At 63.5% G+C, this 20,129-nt stretch carries 15 protein-coding genes; 13 read left to right on the forward strand and 2 right to left on the reverse strand.

Annotated elements, in window-relative coordinates:
* Nucleotides 1-4: 4 nt before the first annotated feature.
* Genes JVX91_RS22570 through JVX91_RS22585 form a run of 4 tightly spaced genes read left to right on the forward strand, consistent with a single transcriptional unit; the run spans nucleotide 5 to nucleotide 10,040 of the window.
* On the forward strand, nucleotides 5-523 hold the full coding sequence (locus JVX91_RS22570; protein ID WP_205336342.1) for a toxin-activating lysine-acyltransferase: 519 nt from the start codon (nucleotides 5-7) through the stop codon (nucleotides 521-523).
* A gap of 43 nt (nucleotides 524-566) precedes the next feature.
* Nucleotides 567-8,816, forward strand: a complete 8,250-nt coding sequence (locus JVX91_RS22575) for a hemagglutinin repeat-containing protein (protein ID WP_205336343.1) — start codon at nucleotides 567-569, stop codon at nucleotides 8,814-8,816.
* A 10-nt stretch (nucleotides 8,817-8,826) separates the two neighbouring features.
* Nucleotides 8,827-9,453, forward strand: coding sequence for a hypothetical protein (locus JVX91_RS22580; RefSeq protein WP_205336344.1), 627 nt, complete (start codon nucleotides 8,827-8,829; stop codon nucleotides 9,451-9,453).
* A gap of 14 nt (nucleotides 9,454-9,467) precedes the next feature.
* Nucleotides 9,468-10,040: a hypothetical protein gene (locus JVX91_RS22585; RefSeq protein ID WP_205336345.1), complete on the forward strand. Its 573-nt coding sequence runs from the start codon at nucleotides 9,468-9,470 to the stop codon at nucleotides 10,038-10,040.
* A gap of 9 nt (nucleotides 10,041-10,049) precedes the next feature.
* Here JVX91_RS22585 and JVX91_RS22590 read toward each other — a convergent pair whose 3' ends face one another.
* Nucleotides 10,050-10,313 (reverse strand): DUF6021 family protein, encoded by a 264-nt coding sequence (locus tag JVX91_RS22590; RefSeq protein ID WP_205340134.1) that lies wholly within the window; start codon nucleotides 10,311-10,313, stop codon nucleotides 10,050-10,052.
* Between the two features lie 266 nt (nucleotides 10,314-10,579).
* Between JVX91_RS22590 and JVX91_RS22595 the strand changes: the two genes are divergently transcribed.
* Entirely contained in the window at nucleotides 10,580-11,236 is a 657-nt protein-coding gene (locus tag JVX91_RS22595) for a hypothetical protein (protein WP_205336346.1), read from the forward strand.
* 11 nt (nucleotides 11,237-11,247) lie between these two features.
* Here the strand turns inward: JVX91_RS22595 and JVX91_RS22600 are convergent, their stop codons facing one another.
* A complete protein-coding gene (locus tag JVX91_RS22600; RefSeq protein ID WP_205336347.1) occupies nucleotides 11,248-11,586 on the reverse strand; it encodes a hypothetical protein in 339 nt (112 codons plus the stop codon).
* 298 nt (nucleotides 11,587-11,884) lie between these two features.
* On the opposite strand from JVX91_RS22600, the gene JVX91_RS22605 reads away from it, so the two are divergent.
* From JVX91_RS22605 to JVX91_RS22640, 8 genes are all read left to right on the forward strand, one after another.
* Complete coding sequence (locus tag JVX91_RS22605) at nucleotides 11,885-12,904, forward strand: iron ABC transporter substrate-binding protein (protein ID WP_205336348.1); 1,020 nt, start codon at nucleotides 11,885-11,887, stop codon at nucleotides 12,902-12,904.
* 78 nt (nucleotides 12,905-12,982) lie between these two features.
* On the forward strand, nucleotides 12,983-14,521 hold the full coding sequence (locus JVX91_RS22610) for an iron ABC transporter permease (protein ID WP_205340084.1): 1,539 nt from the start codon (nucleotides 12,983-12,985) through the stop codon (nucleotides 14,519-14,521).
* Nucleotides 14,518-15,609, forward strand: coding sequence for an ABC transporter ATP-binding protein (locus JVX91_RS22615; protein WP_205336349.1), 1,092 nt, complete (start codon nucleotides 14,518-14,520; stop codon nucleotides 15,607-15,609). Before JVX91_RS22610 ends, JVX91_RS22615 begins: the two co-directional genes overlap by 4 nt.
* Before the next feature lie 334 nt (nucleotides 15,610-15,943).
* Nucleotides 15,944-16,711, forward strand: coding sequence for a hypothetical protein (locus tag JVX91_RS22620; RefSeq protein WP_205336350.1), 768 nt, complete (start codon nucleotides 15,944-15,946; stop codon nucleotides 16,709-16,711).
* A 25-nt stretch (nucleotides 16,712-16,736) separates the two neighbouring features.
* Nucleotides 16,737-17,174, forward strand: a complete 438-nt coding sequence (locus tag JVX91_RS22625) for a hypothetical protein (RefSeq protein ID WP_205336351.1) — start codon at nucleotides 16,737-16,739, stop codon at nucleotides 17,172-17,174.
* A gap of 107 nt (nucleotides 17,175-17,281) precedes the next feature.
* Complete coding sequence (locus JVX91_RS22630) at nucleotides 17,282-17,947, forward strand: response regulator transcription factor (RefSeq protein WP_205336352.1); 666 nt, start codon at nucleotides 17,282-17,284, stop codon at nucleotides 17,945-17,947.
* A complete protein-coding gene (locus tag JVX91_RS22635; RefSeq protein WP_205336353.1) occupies nucleotides 17,923-19,293 on the forward strand; it encodes an ATP-binding protein in 1,371 nt (456 codons plus the stop codon). The genes JVX91_RS22630 and JVX91_RS22635 overlap by 25 nt, the downstream gene beginning before the upstream one ends.
* Nucleotides 19,294-19,566: 273 nt before the next feature.
* The gene (locus JVX91_RS22640) at nucleotides 19,567-20,094 is read left to right on the forward strand and encodes an RNA polymerase sigma factor (protein ID WP_205336354.1); all 528 of its coding nucleotides are present in this window, start codon (nucleotides 19,567-19,569) and stop codon (nucleotides 20,092-20,094) included.
* Nucleotides 20,095-20,129: the final 35 nt, after the last annotated feature.

Raw genomic sequence — 20,129 nt, forward strand, 5'->3', positions numbered from 1 at the left:
GCCCATGCACATCGACGGATTCGACATCACCGCGCCGGGCTTCTCCGACGAGCCCTGGAGCGAAGCCGAGGCGCTGGGCTCGGCGGTCTGGCTGTGGCTGCACTCGGCGTCCCACCGCGACATCCCGCTGCACGCGCTCAACGCCCTGCTGCTGCCGGCGATCAGCCATCGCCAGTTCATCCTCGGCCGGCAGGACGGCCGGCCGGTGTTCTACGTCGCCTTCAGCAACCTGAGCCTGGAGGCCGAGGCACGCTACCTGAGCCAACCCGCCATCTGCATGCCGGTCGACGACTGGAACAGTGGCGAGCGCATCTGGTTCAACGACTGGGTGGCACCGTTCGGCCATTCGGTCCCGGTTTCCCGTGTGCTCCAGCGGCATTTCTTCGCCAACCGCTGCGGCCGGGCCTTGTACCACCGTGGCGAACAACGCGGCCTGAGGATCAAGAAGTTCCAGGGTATCGCCGTCATGCCCGCGCAGGCGCGCGCATGGTTCTCCGATAACCCGCTGGCCATCCAGCTCTGAGCGCGCTGCGCAGCCCGCGCCCTGAACAGACAAAGGGATTTGTATGAACAAGCACCTCTATCGCATCGTCTTCAACAAGGCTCGCGGCCAACTGATGGTCGTCGCCGAGAACGTCACCAGCGCCGGCAAGGCACCCGGCACCACCGACGGCCCGCAGAGCGCCTCCTCTGGCGCCTTGCTGGTCAGCCTGCGCCCGTTGCGCTTCGCCTTGATGGCGACACTGGGATTGATCAGCCTGGCCGCGCCGCTGGCCCACGCCGACATCGTCGCCGACCATGGCGCCCCGCCCGGCCAGCAGCCGGGCGTGATCAACTCCGCCAACGGCGTGCCCCAGGTGAACATCCAGACGCCCAGTGCCGCTGGCGTTTCGCGCAACACCTACAGCCAGTTCGACGTGAACCAGCAGGGCGCGATACTCAACAACTCGCGCACCAGCGTGCAGACCCAGCTCGGCGGCTGGATCGACGGCAACCAGAACCTGGCCAACGGCACCGCACGGGTGATCCTCAACGAGGTCAACGGCAGCAACCCCAGCCAGCTGCGCGGCTACGTGGAAGTAGCCGGCGACCGCGCCCAGGTGGTGATCGCCAACCCGGCGGGCATCGCCTGCGACGGCTGCGGCTTCATCAACGCCAACCGCGCCACGCTGACCACCGGTACCGCGCAGATCGTCGACGGCCAGCTGCAAGGCTATGAAGTGCGCGGCGGCCGCATCGCCATCACCGGCAAGGGCCTGGACGCCAGCCAGACCGACTTCACCGATGTGATCGCCCGCTCGGTGGAGGTCAACGCCGGCGTCTGGGCCAAGGACCTGCGCGTCACCGCCGGGGCCAACCAGGTCAACGCCGACAACAGCAGCGCACGGCCCATCGAAGGCAACGGCGAGAAGCCCTCGGTGGCCATCGACGTGGCCCAACTCGGCGGCATGTACGCCGGCAAGATCATGCTGGTGGGCACCGAATCTGGCGTCGGCGTGCGCAACGCCGGGCAGATCGGCGCCAGCGCTGGCGACGTGGTGATCAGCGCCGACGGCCGCATCGGCAACAGCGGGCAGATCAACGCCACCGCCAACGTGCGCCTGGACAGCAACCAGGGCATCGATAACAGCGGCTCGCTCTATGCCAGGGGCGACACCGCCCTGAGCAGCCGCGGCGACATCCACAACAGCGGTATCGCGGCGGCGCAGCAGAACGTCAGCCTGAACGCCAACGGTATCGTCAACGACAGCAAGGCGACGCTGGCTGCCGGTGTGCAGGCCGATGGCACGGTCGGCAACAGCGGCCGGCTCGACATCAAGGCCGGCAACCAGGTGAAGAGCCAGGGCGCGACAATCGCCGGTGGCGACCTGGAGATCATCGCCGCCAACCTGGACCTGAAGCAGGGCCAGGCCAGCGCGCAGAACATCCGCCTGGGCGCCACCGCCGCTGCCGACCTGACGGGCGCGACAGTCGATGCCGGTAATCTCCTCGCGGCGAACATCGCGCAGAAGCTCACCACCGACTCGGCCAAGCTGGCGGGCGCCAGCGTGCAGTTGCAGGCCCATGACCTGTCCAACCGCAAGGGCGAGATCATCCAGACCGGCAGCGGCGACATGACCCTCGCCCTCCCCGGCACGCTGGACAACAGCGAAGGCCGCATCGCCAGCAACGCCAACAACCTGACCCTGGGCGCGCTGAACCTGAACAACCGCGCGGGCAAGATCGAGCACGCCGGCAGCGGCGCGCTGAAGGTCAACGCAAACTCGGTCGATGGCCGCAATGGTTCGCTGGCCAGCAACGGCCAACTGCAGGCCACCCTGAACGATGCGCTGCTCGACGGCGCCAGCATCGTCGCCCGGCAGATCGGCATCGACGCGGCGAGCCTCTCCAACCGCCAGGGGGAAATCCTCCAGACCGGTGCCGGCACCCTGCGCGTCAGCACCAGCGGCCTGCTGGACAACAGCGGCGGCACCCTCGCCGGCAACGGCGGCGTGCAACTCGACGCCGGGCGCCTGCTGAACCAGGGCGGCACCGTGCAGGCAGCGGGCGGCGACCTGCACACCAAGGTCGGCGGCCGCCTGGACAACAGCGCCGGCACCCTCGCGGCGACCGGCAATTCGAGCCTGGAAGTCGGCGAACTGATCAATGCCCGGGGCAAGGCCACCGCCAGCGGCAGCCTGAACGTCAAGGCCGACACACTGAACAACGATGCCGGCACCCTGGCCGCCAAAGGCGCCCTGGTTGCCAGCGCGGGGGCCGTGAGCAACCAGGGCGGCACCCTCGGCTCGGTGGATGGCAACGTCAATGTCGACGCCACCCGTGGCACCCTGGACAACCGCAACGGCCGCATCGAAGGCCAGCACCAGATCACGCTCTCCGGCCAGGGCGTGCTCAACGCCAACGGCCTGATCAGCGCCGGCAACCTGAAGCTGGACAGCAACCGCGCCCTGCTCGACAACCAGAACGGCGTGCTGATCGGTGCCGACGGCGTCGAGTTGCAGACGGGCGAGCTGAACAACCACGCCGGCCTGGTCCAGGCCGATGGCCTGCTGCGCATCGACACCCATGGCCAGGCACTGACCAACACCGAGTCGGGCGCCAGCGGCGGTCTGCTCGGCAAAGGCGGCGTGATCCTCGCCAGCGGTCAGTTGAACAACGGCGCCGGCTTCATCGGCGGCAAGGGCGACCTCGACCTGAGCAGCGCGCAGATCGACAACACCAATGGCGGCCTGCTGACCAGCGAAGGCAACGTACGCATCAAGGCCAGCGGCGTGGACAACCGTGGCGGCCAGGTGCAGACCCTGGGCGACGCCGTGCTCGACCTCGCCAGCGGGCGCCTGGACAACGCCGGCAGCCTGCTGCGCGCCGGCGGCAAGCTGGTGGTCACGGCCGGCACCGTGGACAACCACGGCACCCTGGGCAGCAATCAGGGCCTCGAAGGCCGCTCCGTCACGCTCAACGCCGCGCAGATCGGCAACCAGAGCGGCGCCGTGCGCGCCGACGAAACCCTCACACTCAACAGCAGCGGCCAACTCGACAACAGCAACGGGCTGATCAGCTCCAGCAAGGATCTGAATATCCTCGACGCGGCGGCGAGCAAGTCCCTCGCCATCCTCAACCACGATGGCAAGCTGATCGCCGGGCAGAAGCTGACCATCGACAGCGCCAGCCTGGGTGGCGACGGCAAGACCCTGAGCCTGGGCGACATCAGCCTGACGCTGCGCGACAGCTATGTGCACAGCGGCGAACTGCAGGCCAACGGCAGCATCGACCTGCAGACCGCCGGCAACCTCGACAACCAGGCGCGACTGGTCGCCGGGCAGGCCCTGCGCGTTTCCGCCGGCGACGTGAACAACGCCGCCAGCGGCGAACTGAGCGCCACCAACCTGACCGTCAATGCCGCTGGCACCCTGACCAACCGCGGCCTGCTCGATGGCCAGACCAACCGCGTCAACGCCGGCGCCCTGAACAACCTGGGCACCGGGCGCATCTACGGCGACCAACTGTCCGTCGCCGCCGGCAGCCTGCGCAACGACGTGGAGGACGGCAAGGCCGCGGTGATCGCCGCACGCAACCGCCTGGACATCGGTGTGGGTTCGCTGCTCAACCGCGAGCATGCCCTGCTCTTCAGCGCCGGCGACCTGTACATCGGCGGCGGCCTGGATGCCAACGGCCATGCCAGCGGCAGCGCCAATGAAATCCGCAACGCCAGCGCCACCATCGAGGCGCTGGGCGACATGGGCCTGGCCAGCGCCGTGCTGCGCAACACCAACGAACACTTCAGCACCCAGGAAGTGGAGGTCGGTCGCGAGAGCATCCTGGAATACCAGCTCACCGGCTCGACCATGCGCTACAAGCCGGAGCAGATTTCCATCTACAACTCCGAGGTCGATCACCTGGTCACCCCGGAAGGCATCCGCGACGACTGGAACCTCTACAGCTACACGCGGGTGACCCGCGAAACGCAGATCCTCAGCTCCGATCCGGCGCAGATCCTCGCCGGCGGCAACCTGCGCCTGGACGTCGCCGACGCACTCAACGACAAGAGCCGGATCATCGCCGGCGGCACCATCAGCGGTACCCTCGGACGGCTGGAAAACACCGAGGCGCCGGGCGAGCGCGTGACCACCGAAAGCGGCATCGTCACCCACTTCTACCGCATCCAGAAGAAGGGCCGGGACAAACAGGGCGCCGATGGCGCGGCCTACAATCCGGCGGCGAGCATCGTCGACATCTTCCTCAAGCCCAGCGACTACCAGCAGAACACCGCGCACGCCGGCAGCGGCACGCAGATCGGTGACCTCAACCTGGGCCGCGTCGACCAGCCGGCCTCCGGTGCCGGTGCCGCCCAGGTCAACGTCGGCAACGGCCGGGTGATCAGCCCGGTGCTCGAAGTTGGCGCGGTGCAGACCAAGAACAACGCCGGCGTCGCCGAGACCATCCGCACCGGCGGCATCGATACCCGCGTGCCGGACAACAGCCTGTTCCACGTCAACCCGCAGGCCACCAGCGGCTATCTGGTCGAGAGCGATCCGCGCTTCACCAACTACCGCACCTGGCTGTCCTCGGACTACATGCTCGACCGCCTGAAGCTGGACCCCGGCCTGACCCTGACGCGCCTGGGCGACGGTTTCTACGAGCAGAAGCTGATCCGCGAACAGATCGCCCAGCTCACCGGCAGGCGCTTCCTCGACGGCTACGGCAACGATGAGACCCAGTACCGCGCCCTGCTCGACAACGGCCTGACGTACGCCGAAGCCTGGAACCTGGTGCCTGGCATCGCCCTCACCCCCGAGCAGATGGCGCAGCTGACCAGCGACATCGTCTGGCTGGTGGCCAAGGACGTCACCCTGCCCGACGGCAGCGTGACCCGCGCACTGGTGCCGCAGGTCTACGTGCGCGTGCGGCAGGGCGACATCGACGGCTCCGGCGCGCTGATGGCCGGGCAGAACGTCGATCTCAACATCCAGAACGACCTGGTCAACAGCGGCACCCTCGCCGGGCGCAGCGTGCTGTCCATCACCTCGGAAAACATCCAGAACCTGGGCGGCCGGCTATCCGGTGGCGATGTCGCCGTCAAGGCGCGCGGCGACCTGAACAACCTCGGCGGCCTGATCGACGCGAGCCACAGCCTCACCGCGGTGGCCGGCCGCGATATCAACCTGACGTCCACCACCCAGGACACCCAGAGCACCCAGGGCAGCGCCACGCGCGTCTCGCGGGTTGCCGGGCTGATCGTCTCCGATCCGGCCGGCGAGCTGATCGCCACCGCCGCCCGTGACCTCAACGTCAACGCAGCGCAGATCGTCAACAGCGGCGAAGGCGGCAAGACCACCCTCGGCGCCGGCAACGACATCAACCTGGGCACCGTCGCCGTCCAGGAACAGCAGAGCATGACCTGGAACTCCAGCAACTGGCGCAAGGAGTCCAGCGCCGGGGAAGTGGGCAGCAGCGTGCAGGGCCAGGGCGACGTGCGCCTGATCGCCGGCCACGACCTCAACGCCCGTGGCGCCAGCGTCACCAGCGAGCAGGGCGCGGTACAGGCTTCGGCCGACCACGACATCAACCTCACCGCCAGCCAGAACAACGCCATGGCCGACGAGGCGCACAAGGTCAAGAGCAAGAGCGGCTGGTTCTCGTCCAAGACCATCACTACCCGCGATACGGTCAACGAGACGCTGTCCCAGGGCTCGACCTTCAGCGGCGAGACCACCTACCTCAAGGCCGGCAACGACATCAAGGTCGAGGGCAGCAACGTGGTTTCCAACGGCGACACCACCCTGGTGGCGGGCCGCAACGTGACCATCGCCTCGGCCACCGACAACCTCACCGAGGAACACAGCCGGGACGTGAAGAAGAGCGGCCTGTTCAGCGGCGGCGGCATCGGCTTCACCATCGGCACCCAGCAGCAGTCGGCGAAGAACACCGACGACGGCGACAGTGCCGCCGCCAGCACCGTCGGCTCGATCAACGGCAACGTCAACATCAAGGCCGGCGAGGCCTACCGCCAGGTCGGCAGCAAGGTCAGCGCGCCGGTGGGCGACGTCAACATCGAAGGGCGCAGCGTCGACATCGTCGAGGCGCAGAACGCCCACGTCAGCACCCAGGAGAGCAAGTTCAAGCAGAGCGGCCTGTCGGTCACCCTGACCAACCCGATCATCAGTGCCGTGCAGACCGCGCAGCAGATGAAGAAATCCGCCGAGCGCACCGACGACAACCGCATGAAGGCGCTGGCCGCGGCCAACGTCGCCATGGAAGGCGCCGGCGCCGCCTCCGCCGTCATGGCGAATCCGGCCCAGGCCGGCGGCATCAACATCAGCATCTCCATCGGCGCCAGCAAGAACGAGAGCCGAAGCGAGCAGCGCGGCAGCACCGCCGCCGGTTCCAGCGTGAGCGCCGGGCGTGACGTGAACATCACCGCCAGCGGCGCCGGCAAGGACAGCGACATCACCGTGCAGGGCAGCCAGATTTCTGCGGGCCGCGACGCCAACCTGAAGGCCGACGGCGACATCGCCCTGCTGGCGGCGAAGAACACCGTCGAGCAGCACAGCACCAGCAAGGGCAGCAGCGCGAGCATCGGCATCGGCTTCGCGGTGGGTGGCACGCAGAACGGCTTCACCATCAACGCCGGCGCCTCGCAGAGCCGCGGCAATGCCGATGGCAACGACCTGGTGTGGAGCAACACCCACGTCGATGGCGGCCGCCAGGTGAACCTGCAATCGGGCGGTGACACCCAGCTGCACGGAGCCGTGGTCAGCGGGCCGCAGGTCACCGCCGATGTCGGCGGCAACCTGAGCATCGAGAGCCTGCAGGACACCAGCACCTACGCCGCCAAGCAGTCGAGCAAGGGCGTGGGCGTCAGCCTGTGCATCCCGCCCTTCTGCTACGGCGCCTCCAGCGGCAGCGTGAGCAGCAACACCGCGAAGCAGAATTCCAACTACGCCAGCGTCACCGAGCAGTCGGGGATCAAGGCCGGCGATGGTGGATTCGACATTCGCGTGGGCGGCAACACCGACCTCAAGGGCGGCCTGATCGCCAGCAGCGACGCCGCCATCGCGGCGGGCCGCAACCAGCTCAGCACCGCCACCCTGACCCAGTCCGACCTTCACAACGCCGCCGATGCCAAGGCCACCAGCAGCGGTATCAACCTCAGCAGCGACATGGTCACCCAGGGCAAGTACGGCGTCGGCAAGGCCATCGTCGGCAACGCGCTGAACTCGGGCAAGGACTCCGGCTCGTCGTCCGGCGACACCCGCAGCGCGATCAGCGCCGGTACCGTGGTCATCACCGACGATGCGCTGCAACAGCAGCTCACCGGCAAGACCGCGGCGGACACCATCGCCGGCCTGAACCGCGATACCGACAACGCGCACACCGCCGCCGAACGCCAGGACGTCGACGAAATGCGCCGCACCGCTGAGGCGGAACAGGCGATCAAGGTCGAAACCTACCGCCAGGCCGTGCAGTTCACCGACGAGGCCTACCGCAAGATGTTCCTGGAGAAGGCGCGGATGTTCGTCATCCTCACCGACGACCAGGGCAACGTGCTGCGCGACAAGGACGGCGTGCCGCTGCGCCGTGAACTCAACGACACCGAGAAGGCCAACCTGCAGGCGGGCACCGACGGCCGCGTGCACATCGCCAACAACGGCATCTTCAACGACGAGAACGGCGCGGCGAAATACGCGGCGCAGCACAGCACCTCGGACGGTCCGCAGTACTTCATCTGGTTCCCGGACGCCAGCAACAGCGTGTCCGAGTTGCTGATCGCCGGCTACCAGAAGTACCTGGAGAACGATTTCTGGGGCCTGGCCAACGCCACCGTGGAAACCCGCGATGCCCTGCTGCGCTATGGCGAGACCGGCCTACACATCGACGGCCACAGCCGTGGTTCGATGACCACCGGCAATGCCATGGAATCCATTGCCCGCCTGCCCGATCCGAGTGGCAGCCTGAGCAACACCACCCTCAACTTCTACGGCCCGGCCTACAATGCGGCCAAGGCCGACGACCTGCTGGCCATGCTGCAGAATCGCGACGCGATGAGCGACGAGAAGAAGAACGAAATGGTGGTGCAGTTGCAGAACCACAAGACCGACCCGGTGGGCGGCTGGATCGGCTGGAACCCCGGCACCGGCGGCACCATTCCCGACGACAGCAACGCGCTCAAGGAGATCAAGAACGTGGCGGGCGGCAAGTACACCGTGCACAACTGCTATGGCAACGGCGACGCCGCGTGCCAGAAGTTCTGGCAGGACATGCCCAACAAGAAGCCGGAGCTGGTGCCGGTGAAAACCTACCCGCAGACGCCATGAGCCCGCTGACATGCTGACGCGCATGGGCGGCCTGGCCGCCCTCCTGCCCCTGCTGCTCCTGGCTGCCTGCAGCCAGGCGCGGCCATTGCAACCGCCGCCGCCGTTGTACGAGCTATGGGCCAAGTCCGGCGTGGACCAGCAGGGTGTGCGCAATGCCCTGCTGGGCTGCGGCTTCCCCGACTCCGCCTACGTCGACAGCACGACCATCACCACCAACGACTATGCCCGTGGCGAGCAGTGCATGCTCGGCCAGGGCTTCACCTACCAGGATCGCTACACCGTCTGCGACAGTAACCCGCGACTGCCGGCATGCAAAGGCATCGGCACGACGGCGAAGGGCGGTTCCGCGCAACGTCCGCCCGCCTATGAACAGTGGCGACAGTCCGGCACCGATGCCCAGGGCGTGCAACAGGCGATGAAAGCCTGCGGCTACACCACGGTCATCGAACCCATCGACGAGATGCTGCTCAACGATATCGCGGCGGCACAGCTCTGCATGCTTGACCGAGGCTTCCAGTTCACCCGGCCGGCCAACAGCCTGCTGTGCAAGAACCCGCCGGTGTTGCCGGCCTGTCGCGGAAAAGTCATCGATACCCGCCACTGCTGCGCACCGCCCAAGGCCGCCGGGCAGCACTGAAACCAGGAATCACGATGCTCACCATCCGCTTCGCCTGCCTTGCCAGCGCGCTGTCGCTGGCCGCGGCCACCCTGCTGTCCGGCTGCGGCAACCTCGCCAACGTCAAGTCGTACTCCACGCCCTACTCCGCCCCGCAAGGTGGCGAGACGGCGCGCCTGCGGGTGATCACCAACGGCATGGCCCGCGGCGTACCCGGCAGCGCCTGCATCGACTGGCGCCACCCGGGCGCCGGCGTGATCGCCGTGGCGCAATCGGGGTTCGCCAACCGCAATGGCCAGAACCTGGGCATGCCTCCCAGCCGCCAGGCCGAGCAACTGCAACAGGGCGATTTCGTCAGCAGCGAGGTGGCGATCCCGGCGAACCAGCCCTTCGCCTTCAACTTCCAGAGCCAGGGCATGGTCAGCGGTGGCTACGCCTACAGCTGCCAGCAGTCCATGACCTTCACTCCCGAGGCGGGCGAGGATTACGAGTTGACGCTGATCGAAAGCGGCCAGTGCTTCGCCCGGCTGCAGCGCCTGGGCGATGGCCGCAACCTCAGCGGCAGCCTGCAGGACACCAGCCTGTGCAAGGCCACCGACGGTTTCTGAGCGACTGGTTCAGGATGGCGAGTACGGCGGATAGCGATCGTCCGGCACACGCCGCTGATTGCGCGGGTCCGGCCCGTCTTCCGGGGCATGCGGCGGATGCGGAGGGTCGACCTGCGGATCGGCCAGGTCCGGCGAATCCGGATCGAAGCCCAGCTCAGGGTCCACATGCCGCGAGCCGCCGGCCGGGGGCGGCTCCGGCGTATCGCCGGACGCGGTCCTGTACGACCCGCGCTCGGCGACAGGGTGCTCACTGAGGGGGACATGGCGTTTCATGATCACCTCCTGCGTATCTGGCAGTGCCTAGGCAGTCTACGCGCAGCCCGCCGGAAGGATCGCCCCTCGTTTCCGCCAGCCGACAACCGGCCCCCAATCAAAAGATTGAGCGGGCATAAACCGCGAAAATTCAGCGTCTTACCCTAAGAGCGACGATGCCGGGCACGAAAACGACGCAATTCGTTGCACCACGTCTTTTTCACATGTCCTTGACGAGGCCTTGATCGGACAACTCGATAATGGCGGAAACTATCGAGCCTCCATCCATGAACGAACCCCAACGCCTGGTCGCCGCCACTGGAAATCGCGATAACGATGGCGTTGTCAGCAAGCTGACCTCCGACCTGCGCGCGAATATCCACTCGTGGCGGAGAAAGAGGCTCGTTCGCCTGGCTCTGCGCGTCGCCGAAGAGCCGATTCTCATGCTCGAGGTATCGCAGACTCCGGGGTTCTATTGGCCAGTGCTTATGGAGCACACCAACAGGATTGTCATTGCGACATCACCTGCTGCCGACTCGCTGCTTGATGCCCATCGGGCCCTGTCGCGCCCCATGACCCAGCGCATCAGGGCCATGCCCGGCCCCTTGGATTACACCGAGCTGAGAGAGGCTTCGGTTGACTGCATCCTGCTAACTGAAGTCCCTCAGTCAGGGTGCAATGACGCGAATATCAGATTACTGACTCAAATCCGTCATGTGACCAGAGACACGGCGATTCTCTTCGCCCGCGTTAGCCATCAACGTCCCGGAGACGAAGCTCCACAGACGTGCACTTGCGGTGCCGAACCCCACGCCATTGATCCGGCGTCGGCCAATGCGCGCGCTCTGGAGCAAGAGTTCCTGCGCCTAGGCTTCAACCAGATCAGGCACTACAGCTTCACCCCCGGCGTGGATGGCATTCGGATTTACGTTCTTCGGAAGTAGCAGCTCTCTGGTTAGCCCCTCCGCCTGCGCACCCTCACCGCAAGAACTACCCCAACCAGCGCTCCCATCGAAGTGCCGACCAAATCTGCGATGAAGAGCAACGAGTAGGGGAAATGCGACTTGCCCTCATGAACGGCGGCCAGATCGACGTGACGAATGTCGAGCAGCCAATGCAGGCCGTTGGGCAAGCAGGCGAAGGCTGCCAGCAGTATCGCCAACAGAACGTAAAACCAAGCGGCCTCAAGCTCCGGTGCGAAAACCCGCCAGACAACATGGCTCACGATGGCGACGAGCATCGCCAGTAGCAACGAGAAGCTGCCGTGTTCAACAAGCTCGATAATTTTTTCCATACCTGCTCCGCCAATGCGCACCTGGGCCGAGCCCCAGGGTTGTCCCCTTCAAATACAGCACGCTAAACCGATAGTCACTACGGTCGACCCTCTGGCGCGTGCCAGCCACTGGCTTCGTGTGATTGGTTCCTGACTTTTGCCGCCCCCTCCGCAGCCAAGTTTCATAACACGACTTTCAAATGAGAATGACAATTTCTTAACAGCCGTAAAGCGAATATCGCCCCCAATCTCGAGCGATGTCCTGGGCAACAAGAGGCCTCGCACATCGTATGCAAAGAATCCGTTGGAGCGGCGATTGATGAAAGTGCGCGGTACCTCGTTAGTCATCTTGATAGCAGTTGGAACCGCGGCGTTACTGGGAATCAGGACGACTCTCGCGGCATCGGACGACGAGGGAATCGTCGTCTATGACGCCCAGCACGAATCGTTGACCAAAGCCTGGAGTGAAGGCTTCACTCGCGATACCGGCATCAAGGTCACCTTGCGCAAAGGTGACGACATCGAGCTGGGAAACCAGATCGTCCAGGAGGGCACAGCGTCCCCGGCTGACGTTTTCCTGACCGAGAACTCCCCCGCCATGATGCTCGTTGATCATGCCGGACTCTTCGCCCCGGTTGACCCGACCACCATTGCACAAGTCGCAGCTCCTTTCAGGACAGCGGAAGGCCGCTGGGTCGGCATCGCCGCCCGGTCTACGGTCTTCGTTTACAACAAGAACATGGTGAAAGAGTCGGAACTGCCGAAGTCGTTGCTCGAGCTTGCCGAACCCCAATGGATCGGCCGCTGGTCCGCCTCTCCGGCGGGAGCCGACTTTCAAGCCATTGTCGGCGCGCTCCTCGAACTGAAGGGAGAAGAAGTGACGCTCGACTGGCTCGACTCGCTGAAGGCAGGCGCCAGGAATTACCGAGGCAACAACGCAGTTCTGAAAGCCGTCAACGCTGGCCAGATCGATTCCGGCGTGATCTACCACTACTACTTCTTCGGTGATCAATCCAAGACCGGGGAGAACAGCAACAACACAGCACTGCACTACTTCAAGAACAAGGATCCCGGCGCCTTTATCAGCCTCTCCGGTGGTGGCGTACTGGCCTCCAGCAAGCATCCGAAGGAAGCCCAGGAATTCTTGAAGTGGATTACCGGCAAGAAAGGACAGGCCATCCTCAGGGAGGGCACCTCGTTCGAATATGCGGTGGGTGAAGGTGAGCAATCGAACCCGAAGCTCGTTCCACTGGACCAGTTGGATGCGCCAGTCATCGACGTATCGAAGCTGGATAGCCAAAAGGTCGTAGATCTGATGATCCAGGCGGGCCTGCTCTAAGTGACCGCTCAACAGTTCGAACCCGATGCACGCCTGGGTGGCACCAGTGAACAGGCGTCACAGCGACCCGCCGCACTGATGCGTCACTGGCGGAACCGATCCAGCCAGCCGTGGATATTCGGAGCGGCTCTGGTCGTTTCAACCTTCGCACTTCTGCCGCTCTTTTTCGTTGTTGCCGCGGGCTTTCAAGGGGGAATGCCGCTCATCTCCAAGCTGGTGTTTCGCCCACGAGTCGCAGAGCTGCTTTACAACACAGTGATCCTGGTTGCGTTGACCGTCCCCCTTTGCGTGCTCCATGGCGTCGCGATGGCCTGGCTGACCGAGCGCACCCTTCTTCCAGGAAAGCGTCTGCTTTCCCTGCTGGTCGTGGCTCCTCTGGCTATCCCTGCCTTCGTACACAGCTATGCGTGGATCAGTCTGGCGCCATCGATTCACGGGCTGTTTCCGGCAGTGCTGGTTTCCGTCATTGCCTATTCGCCGTTCATCTACCTTCCTGCCGCTGCAGCATTGAGACGGCTTGATCCGGTTCTGGAGGATGTCGCCGAGTCACTGGGCGACAAACCTCTCAGGGTGTTCCTGCGTGTCGTACTGCCGCAGCTACGTGTCGCGATATGGGGAGGATCGCTGCTGGTCGGTCTGCACCTGCTGGCCGAATACGGTCTTTTTGCGCTGATCCGTTTCGACACCTTTACGACCGCCATCTTCGACCAGTTCCAGTCCTCCTTCAGCGGCCCTTCCGCCAACATGCTGGCAGGCGTGCTGGCCCTGGGATGCCTGATGATGCTCACCCTGGAGTCAGCCACACGAGGATCGGCACGCTACGCTCGCATAGGCGCCGGCAGCCCGCGTTCACCGCAGCAGTACCACCTGTCCAGGAGCAGTTCAGCGCTCGTTCTGATTCTATGTGCGGCATTCACCAGCGCCTCATTGGGGGTCCCGCTCGTGACGCTGGGGAAATGGCTCAACGCGGGCGGCATTGCCGTATGGAGCTCAAGCGAACTGCTGGTCTGCCTTGGTCAGACGGTGATGCTGGGTGCGGCTGGCGCACTGCTCACCACCATTGCGGCGGTGCCAATTGCCTGGATTTCGGTGCGAGCGCCAAGCAGGTTCCAGCGCATGCTTGAGGGCAGTAACTACATTGCCAGTGCGCTCCCCGGCATCGTGATTGCCTTGGCCCTGGTGAGCGTGACCATTCGATTCGCCCAACCGCTCTATCAAACCGTTTTCACGGTACTACTGGCCTATGCGCTGATGTTCCTGCCACGTGCTCTGGTGAGCCTGCGCGCGGGTCTGGCTCAAGCCCCGGTAGAGTTGGAAAACATCGCTCGCAGCCTGGGGCGCACACCAATGCAAGCATTGTGGGGCGTCACCATCCGCTTTGCCGCGCCAGGTGCAGCAGCAGGTGTCTCGCTGGTTTTCCTCGCCATCGTGAATGAGCTGACGGCGACCTTGCTTCTGTCCCCCAGCGGAACCTCGACTCTCGCCACCGCGTTCTGGTCAAAAACCAGTGAGATCGATTACGCCGCGGCGGCACCGTACGCCCTGTTGATGATCCTCCTTTCCCTCCCCCTGACCGGGATTCTTTACCACCAATCCAAGCGAGTAGCAGGCCGATGAGCACTCTCGAACTGAAGTCCGTCTCTCGGTTCTTCGGAACCTATGCAGCTATCGAGAACTTTAGTTTGTCTGTACCGGCAGGCAGCCGAGCGGCGATCGTAGGTCCATCCGGGTCAGGAAAGACCACTCTCCTGCGCCTGATAGCAGGCTTCGAGGTGCCTGACCTCGGATCGATCACACTCGGCGATACCACGCTGGCTGACATCGAGACCTTCGTCCCCGCGCACCGTCGTGTCATCGGCTACGTTCCGCAGGACGGCGCACTCTTTCCCCACCTGTCGGTTGCCGAGAACATCGGGTTTGGTCTGCCCAAAGGCATGGAGAACCGCTCGCGGCGCATTCTCGAGCTGCTGGACATGGTTTCCTTGAATGCCTCCATGGCTGGGCGCTGGCCACATGAACTGTCTGGCGGCCAGCAGCAGCGAGTCGCCCTGGCCAGGGCGTTGGCGCAGAGCCCTAAATTGATGCTGCTCGATGAACCGTTCTCGGCCTTGGACAGTGGCCTGCGTGTGTCCATGCGCAAGGCAGTATCGAAGGTACTGAACGACGCCGGCGTGACTGCCATTCTGGTGACGCACGACCAGGAGGAAGCCCTTTCCTTTGGCGACCAGCTTGCCGTCATTCGCCAAGGACGCCTCATCCAGTCCGGGGCACCCAAGGAACTCTACCTGCGTCCGGTCGACGAGCAGACAGCTGCGTTCCTCGGGGACGCCCTGGTGCTCCCAGCCAAGGTTCAAGACGGCTGGGCACGGTGCCCCGTGGGTAAGGTAATGACCGCTGAGAGCGCCCTGAATGGGGACGCCCAGATACTCCTTCGCCCCGAGCAACTCCACCTGAGCCTTCGCGGCATGTTCCCGACTAGCTCTGACGGCTGCTACGGCGTGGTGGTTGGCAGTGACTTCGGGGGCGACAAGTGCACGGCCATGGTCCAGCTCGAGGCGCAACCGCCTGAGGCAGCGACCGGCTCGGGAATCCTGACGATTCCGGTGAGAGTACCGGCGATGGAATGTCCCGATATAGGTATGCGAGTCCACATCTTCGCCAGCGGCGTTGCACACCTCTTCACAACGGACGGGCCGGCCTACTGATATCCGGCCCCTATCCAGTCGATATCATTGAAGTACAGGGAAGCCGCACGACTCTCTTTAGAAACTCTGGCCGCCGGAAAAGCCGAGCTTGCGGAGCAATAGACATCGAGACTCTCGAATCACCGCAATCAAACCCTTCTTGGCCTCATACAACTGAGGCCTATACAAGAAACAAGGGATTACATTCTTGAAAAGCGACGTGCTGACTCAGCCGAGACCGTGTGGCTCGTCAGCAGAATGTGCAGAATCCGGTGCCGGCCTCAGTCTCAGCTAAGTTTTGCTCCGTAGGCTCTCCTCCACGCCAACTGAAGCGCGGCCGGAGAGACGCCTCGATATGAACTCAAGCACGAAAACCTATTGGCTCAACAAAGTTCCGGAGGTGACGCTGTCCTTCTGGGCCATCAAGATCATGTCCACCACAGTGGGTGAGACATTTGCCGATTTTCTCGCTGTAGATGCAGGCCTCGGCCTGGGGATCACGACGGCGGCCATGGCGGCCTTACTTGCCATCGCCCTGGTCTGGCAACTGCGCACGCGTGCCTACACACCGTGGATCTACTGGCTAACAGTCGTCGTGGTGAGCATTCTCGGCACCCAGCTAACCGACATTCTCACCGATGTACTGGGCGTCAGCCTATACGCCAGCACGGCCGTGTTCTCTGGTCTCCTGGCCGTCAACTTCGGGTTCTGGTACGCCACTGAGCGCAACCTTTCCATCAAGGAAATCGTTACCCCGCGACGTGAGCTGTTCTATTGGACAACCGTTCTCTGCACCTTCGCTCTGGGCACAGCCGCTGGCGACCTGGCGACCGAAGCACTCAGCATGGGCTTCACCGTTGGCGTCTTCCTGTTTGGTGCCCTCATCGCCGCGACCTTCCTGGCTTGGAAGCTTGGCGCCGATGTTGTCCTGAGTTTCTGGATCGCCTACATCCTGACCCGTCCCTTTGGCGCATCACTCGGTGATCTGCTTACGCAGGCCAAGACTTATGGCGGCCTTGGCATGGGCGCCACCTGGACCAGTGCAATCTTCCTCTGCGTGATCCTGATGCTGGTGACGGTCGCTCAACTCGGCGTCAACAACGGCAAAAGTGCGTCCCAGTAACCCTTACATCCTCAAGGAGCCTTCCATGCCCCCTTTCAAGAAAATCGTCTGTAAAGTCGCGCTTGCCGCTGCCATTGCTCTGCTCGGACTCGCAGCCGGCTGCTCAAAGCAAGATGAACCTAAAACTGGCGCGAGCCAGCAAACCAATGCGGGCCCGCGCATGCCGACCCAGCTCGGCGACCTTTCCGAGTTCCGCAGCATCGCTGCCGATGTCAGCGCCCTGGTCGACAAGAACGAACTGGAAAAAGGCAAAGCCCGTATCAAAGATTTGGAGCTCGCCTGGGACAATGCAGAAGCCGGAATCAAACCTCGTGCAGCCGGCGATTGGCACTACCTCGACAAGGCGATCGACCGCGCCCTTGACGCGCTTCGCGACGGTAGCCCTCAGCAGGCAACCTGCAAGGCCGCAATGGATGATCTGATGAAGGCGTTTGACATTCTTCAGGGACAACGCCAATCGTAAAGCTCGACAGGCATATCCGTCCCACGGCTATCGTCAAACGATCTTCCCCCTGCACGGCAGCCAGATAGGTCGCCGTGCAAAGTGCAGTCAGGTTCCAGAGGCTGGGCATGCGAATACTGTTAATCGAGGACGACCGCATGATCGGCGAAGCCATCGAGGGCGCGCTGAAGGATGCCGGCTACGCTGTCGACTGGGTGAACAACGGCCTGACTGCACTCTCTGCCCTGAGCACGCAGCCCTATGACCAGATCCTTCTCGATCTTGGTCTACCCGGTCGGGATGGACTGAGCGTTCTTGAGAGTATCCGCGCACAGGACAATCCCGTCCCCTTGGTCATCATCACCGCGAGAGACAGTCTTGAAGACCGCGTGAGGGGCTTGGACGGTGGGGCTGATGACTATCTTCTCAAACCATTCGAAATGGCCGAACTGCTGGCACGCATGCGTGCTGTCATGCGTCGCACAAGTGGCACCGCTTCGCCTGTCCTCAGCAATGGCGTCGTTTTGCTGGATCCGGTTTCAAAATTGGCGAGCAGTGCAGAAGCCCAAGAAGTCCAGCTGTCGAACCGCGAGTTCAGCCTGCTCCAGGCACTCTTGATCAGGCCAGGCGCGATCCTGTCTCGCAGCGATCTGGAGGATCGTATCTACGGCTGGGGCCATGAAGTCGAAAGCAATGCGGTCGAATTCCTGATCCATTCGTTACGCAAGAAGCTTGGGGCCAACATCATCAAGAACGTAAGGGGGATGGGATGGATGGTCTCCAAAGGCGGCTGAAGGAGTCAGTGCAGTTCCGCCTATCCCTCGCGCTCTCGGTGACCATCCTGATCGTTGCCTCGCTCGCGAGCATCTTCGCCTTCGTATCCGCATACGATGAAGCGCTGGAGATGCAGGACAACACGCTGAAGCAAGTCGCAGCGCTCATCGAACGTCAACAGATGACACTGCACTATCCCAACCACGCCCCAGCCGTAGCCGGCGACAACGAAGAAACCCGGGTGGTCGTGCAGTACCTGGCAGACAGTGCCATCGCTCCCGAGGCAAACGACAACAGCCTACCGCTACCAATTCCGAGCACCCTGCCGGATGGCTTCTCCACCGTCAGTGTCGCTGGCGAGGAGTTCCGCGTACTGGTGAGGACTACCTCGGTTGGACAGCGCATCGCTATTGCCCAGGAAACAGAGAGCCGCGATCGCGATGCACGTGAGAGCGCCTGGCGAGGACTGATCCCTTTCGTGATTCTGATCCCTGTTCTGCTCCTGGTGGTGGCTGACCTGATTCGCAAATTGTTCCGCCCCATCGCAATGCTGTCGGCCGAGATAGACCGACGAGACGATCAGGACATGGCGCCTATCGACGCGCGTCACTTGCCGACGGAGATCCGCTCGTTCGCCCTCGCAATCAACCGCCTTCTCGGCCGTGTCGGGAAGTCCATGGAGTCCCAGCGCCGATTCGTCGCCGATGCGGCCCACGAACTGCGCTCCCCGCTGACTGCCCTTTCCCTCCAGGCGGAGCGCCTTTGCGCGACGGAAATGTCCGAGCAGGCTCGGGAACGGCTGGGCAAGTTGAGACAAGGCATCGACCGCGGTCGAAACCTGATCGATCAGTTGCTGGCTCTCGCGAGCGCTCAGTCATCGAACGCCACAGCGCGCACCCCAATCTCGCTGCACAAGGTCTATCGCACGGTACTGGAGGATCTCTTGCCGGTCGCCGACAAGAAGCAGATCGATCTGGGCGTGGACGGCGATGACTGCGTGATAGTGACCAACGAACTCGAGCTGCAGACGATGATCAAGAACCTCGTCGACAACGCCGTGCGATACACGCCGCCACGTGGAAAAATCGATCTGCTGGTTGTGCAGCACGAAAACGCTGTTGTGCTGCAGATCAGCGACACAGGGCCAGGAATACCTGAATCGGAGCGCGAACGCATATTCGATGCTTTCTACCGAGTTCCGGGAAACGATGAGATTGGCTCTGGGCTGGGCTTGTCGATCGTGAAGACAATCGCCAATCGAATCGGGGCGAGCATCGAGCTGGACTACTCAGACAGCGACTCGAAAACTGGACTGTGCATCTCAATCTGGATTCCCACGGCACAGGAAGCCGTGATCGACGGCTGAACTTCCGAGCGAAACATTCGTTAGCTCATCGAGTAACTCGGCGGCACTCCCCTTCACGAAGCGACCGTTACCCTCGGCTGAGTCCGGGGGCCCACCGGCAGCGCGCCATCTGCAAGATCAGCCGTTCGAGTGGACGTCATGGTGAGACTTCGTCATTTCGCCATCACGACGCCATTGCACAAAGGCTCCTTGCTAGAGTATTTTGAGAATCACTTACATCTGCAATTTTATTGCAACTAGCCATCCAGATCGTATCCTCGGTAGACGTCGGTGATGAAGCAAAGAACGGCATCGCTACTGGCGTGCTTCATCGCCGAACGAAAAACGCTGATGCGTTACCTGACAGGGCGCACGGGATGCCCCGCCATCGCCGAGGACCTTCTGCAGGACGCCTGGCTCAAACTCCACCGCAGCAACGCCGACGACCTGATCGTCAATCCGCAAGCCTACCTGCGCCGCATGGCGGCCAACCTGGCAATTGACGACGCCCGTAGCAATGCACGGCGTCTACTCGACTCGACTGAAATTGACATGCTGCTCGATGTTCCCGATGAGGCTCCTGGCGTGGAACAGCGCGCCGCTGACTTTCAGGCGCTGGAGTGCCTGACTGAGATCCTCGAGGAAATACCTGCGCGTCGCCGGGAACTGTTCCTCGCTGCCCGCGTCGAGGGCCTGCCTCACAAGCAGTTGGCAAGCCGCTTCGGCGTCAGCCTGCGCACGGTCGAATTGGAAATCCATCGCGCCCTCGACCACTGCACGACCCGACTGAAGCAGTTGACCGGCGAACAGACGATTATTTAGTGCCCCCATGTACAGTTCCCGTCTCCTCTAGTACA

It is taken from the genome of Pseudomonas sp. PDNC002 (assembly GCF_016919445.1).
Classification (GTDB): Bacteria; Pseudomonadota; Gammaproteobacteria; order Pseudomonadales; family Pseudomonadaceae; genus Pseudomonas.